The 3,162-nt window shown below is 66.3% G+C and carries 3 protein-coding genes; all 3 read right to left on the minus strand.

Annotated features, from left to right (window positions below; translation table 11 throughout):
- On the minus strand, nt 1-1,589 hold a 1,589-nt coding region (locus tag ACILRA_RS21390), incomplete at its 3' end, for a fatty acyl-AMP ligase (protein WP_395664066.1).
- 160 nt (nt 1,590-1,749) lie between these two features.
- Nucleotides 1,750-2,283 (minus strand): hypothetical protein, encoded by a 534-nt coding sequence (locus tag ACILRA_RS21395; protein ID WP_395664067.1) that lies wholly within the window; start codon nt 2,281-2,283, stop codon nt 1,750-1,752.
- Between the two features lie 97 nt (nt 2,284-2,380).
- Nucleotides 2,381-3,162, minus strand: a 782-nt coding sequence (locus ACILRA_RS21400) for a sterol desaturase family protein (protein WP_395664068.1), incomplete at its 5' end; no start/stop codon positions are given.

The raw sequence follows: 3,162 nt of genomic DNA on the forward strand, positions 1-3,162 counted from the left end.
GCGACGGCGGCACAATCCTGCAGGCGGCACTGCACCAGCACGGTCACTTCGTCCTCGCCATCATCACCCTCGACGGCGAAGGCGGCGACGTCGCCAGAGCGCAGCGGCTCGATCTGCTCGGCCGCCCATTCGATGTCCTGCGGCCAGATGTTGCGGCCATTGTGCAGGATGAGGTCCTTGGCGCGGCCGGTGATGACGATCTCGCCGTCAAGCCAGTAGCCCATGTCGCCGGTGTCGAGGAAGCCGTCACCGCCCAGCACCGTGGCGGTCGCCTCCGCATTGTGGAAATAGCCCGACATCAGGCTCGGCGTCCTGACGAAGATGCGGCCGATTTCACGCGCGCCCAGCACCGCGCCATGCTCGCTGCGGATCTCCACCGTGCTTGCGGCCAGCGGGCGCCCGCAGACGACGAAGCTCCGCGCAGACTCGCCGCTGGCGGGAAGGGCGCGGCCCATTGTCTTGAGCGCCTGACGGTCGATCCGGTCGATGCGGATGGGCTGCTCCGCGTCGACGAAGGAGATGGCCAGCGTGGTCTCGGCCATGCCGTAGCTCGGCAGGAAGGCCTGCGGCCGGAAACCGGCGACCGAAAGGATCGCGCCGAAGCTCTCAAGAACGTCGGCGCGCACCATGTCGCCACCGATGCCCGCGACGCGCAGCCGCGACAGGTCGAGCGTCACCGCATCGCCATTGATGCGGCGGGCCGCGAGGTCATAACCGAAGCTCGGCGAATAGGTGATGGTGGTGGCGTTGTCGGACATCAGCTTCAGCCACAGCGCCGGGCGGCGGGCAAAGCTCGTGGTGGCAAGGAAGTCGACAGTCACCTGCCCCAGCATGGGCGACAGGCAGAAGCCCACGAGGCCCATGTCATGGTAGAGCGGCAGCCAGGAGAAGGCGCGGTCATCCGGCGTCAGCCTCAGGCCCTCGCGCAGGATGCCACGGGCATTGGCGATGATTGCCTTCTGCGAGATCAGCACGCCCTTGGGGCTCGAGGTGGAGCCGGAGGAATACTGGATATAGGCCTCTTCATCGGGGCCGAAGGGCTCAAGCTTGGCGGCGGCTTCAGGCAGCGCCTGCAGCGTGGCATGGCTCAGCACCCTGAACACGCCAGCCCGGGCCGCACCCTCGCTGATGTGCCCCAGCAACTCCTCGCTGGCGACCACGGTGCCGGCCTTGGCCGCAGACAGCATGCCGGCCACCCGCTCGATGTAAGACTCCTTGCCCCCGATATACATCGTGTAGGGCATCGGGCAGGGCAGCAGCCCCGCATACTGGCAACCGAAGAACACCGCCATGAAGTCAGGCCCGGTCTCGGCAACGATGGCCACGCGCTCCCCGCGCCTGAGGCCGAGGGAGAGCAGCTTGCGCGCAGTGGCCTGGGCCCGGCGGCGGAGTTCGGCATAGGGCAGGACAGACTGCAGTTCGCCGCGCGCGGAATAGAAATTGAAGCCGGTCACGCCACGGGCGGCATAGTCGAGGCCTTCTGCAAGCGACTGAAATCCGGCGAGATCCTGAGTGAGGCTACGGTTACTGGTCGGCGTCGGAGACCCCGGACCGGCGGCATCGTGGCTCCGCTTCAGCGCGCTTTGCATATTGTCGAAAACCCCTGCACTCGAAATCTTTTGCAGATTCCGCTCAGCCCCCCGGCTTACGCGTCACCCGTGCATTTTCAGTAACAGGGCGGACGATTCCGCGGAAATCACTTGTTGTTTCAGTTTGTAACGCGCTGCAACAAGAAATAAACTTTTATTATCAACGCTTTAGAAATCCAAGATAAATGGCCAGCCCGAGCAGCGCAAGCGCCCCGAAGGCGAAGCCGGACACCCAGGACAAGATCAGCGAGGCAGAGCTGTAGCCCGGCGGCGGCCCGGCGGGCGCGCTGGCGGCAGATTGGCGCTCGCGTGCAACCATGAGGTGCGCCATATGGCGGCGGATGGCGGCCGCCATCAACTCCCGGTCGGCGGTCTCCAGCAGGATCTCGCGCCGGTCCTGGCGGTGCTGCAGGAAACGGTAGCTGCGCGGATCGGGCTCCATCACCACGAAGGAGATGAGGTCGATCCACAGCTTTGGCGGTTCGCCGGGAACCAGCGCGAGGTCGAACAATTCCCGGGCCTCTGGCACGGAGTCGACCAGCGGCAACAGGTCGTCCTTGAGCAGTTGCAGGCGCAGCGACTTGGAGTCGCGCAGTTCGAGCGTTGCCTCAAAATGGGCCGCTTCGGCCCGCCGCGCCTCGCGCAGGGCGCCGGTCAGCCCGTCCCGTTCCGGTGTCGATGCGCCTCCCGCCAAGACCAGCGCTCCCATAATGCCCCATGCTGTGCCGCCGTGGGACAGACTTGCGCCACGTCCCACCCCGCGAGGCTTTGCGCTGCACGGGGCGTGCCAGTCAGGGCTTTTCCAGCGGCCTCATGAGAAGGCCACTCAGCGGCCGTTCCTTGCGCCCCTCGGTGCCGATCGGCATGTCCGGCGTGCGCTGCGTGGCGCTGCGGCTGCGGAACAGGCGGTCCCAGACGGACAGCAGGGCCGAGTAATTCGAATCCGTGTCGCGGCGGATGGCATGGTGGTGCACCCAGTGGATCGAGGGCGTCACGATAAGGAAGGACAGCGCGCGCTCGAACCGCGGTGGCAGGCGCAGGTTGGAGTGGTGGAACATCGCCGAAAGCGCCAGCAGCGTCTCGAACACCACCACACTCAGCAGCGGCACGCCAAGCAGCAGGATGACGCCCGCGCGCACCAGCGAAGACAACAGCACCTCGCCGAAATGGAAGCGCAGCGCGGAACTGGCGTCGAGGAACTCATCCAGGTGATGCACTTCGTGGAAGCGCCAGAGGAAGGGCCATTCATGGTTCGCCCGGTGCCACCAATAGATCCAGCAGTCGAGGATCAGGAGGTCGAGCAGCAGCCCCTGCCAGCCGCTCCACCACTCCGGCCGCCAGCCCAGCGCGTGGGAGGCCGTGAAGGCCGCAAGCGGCACCACCACCGCCCAGGACAGCACCGCATTCACACCCGCCAGCGACAGGTTGCGCGCCACGCGCCTGACACCGCCCACCACGCGCGCCATGGGGAACAGCCGTTCCGCCACCAGCAGCACGGCCAGCGTGCCAAGCACCACGGCGCCCTTGTAAGTCAGCAGGAAGGCCAGTTGATCCATCAGCGGTCCTTGAGTTT

Source organism: Aestuariivirga sp., assembly GCF_044239095.1.
Classification (GTDB): Bacteria; Pseudomonadota; Alphaproteobacteria; order Rhizobiales; family Aestuariivirgaceae; genus Aestuariivirga.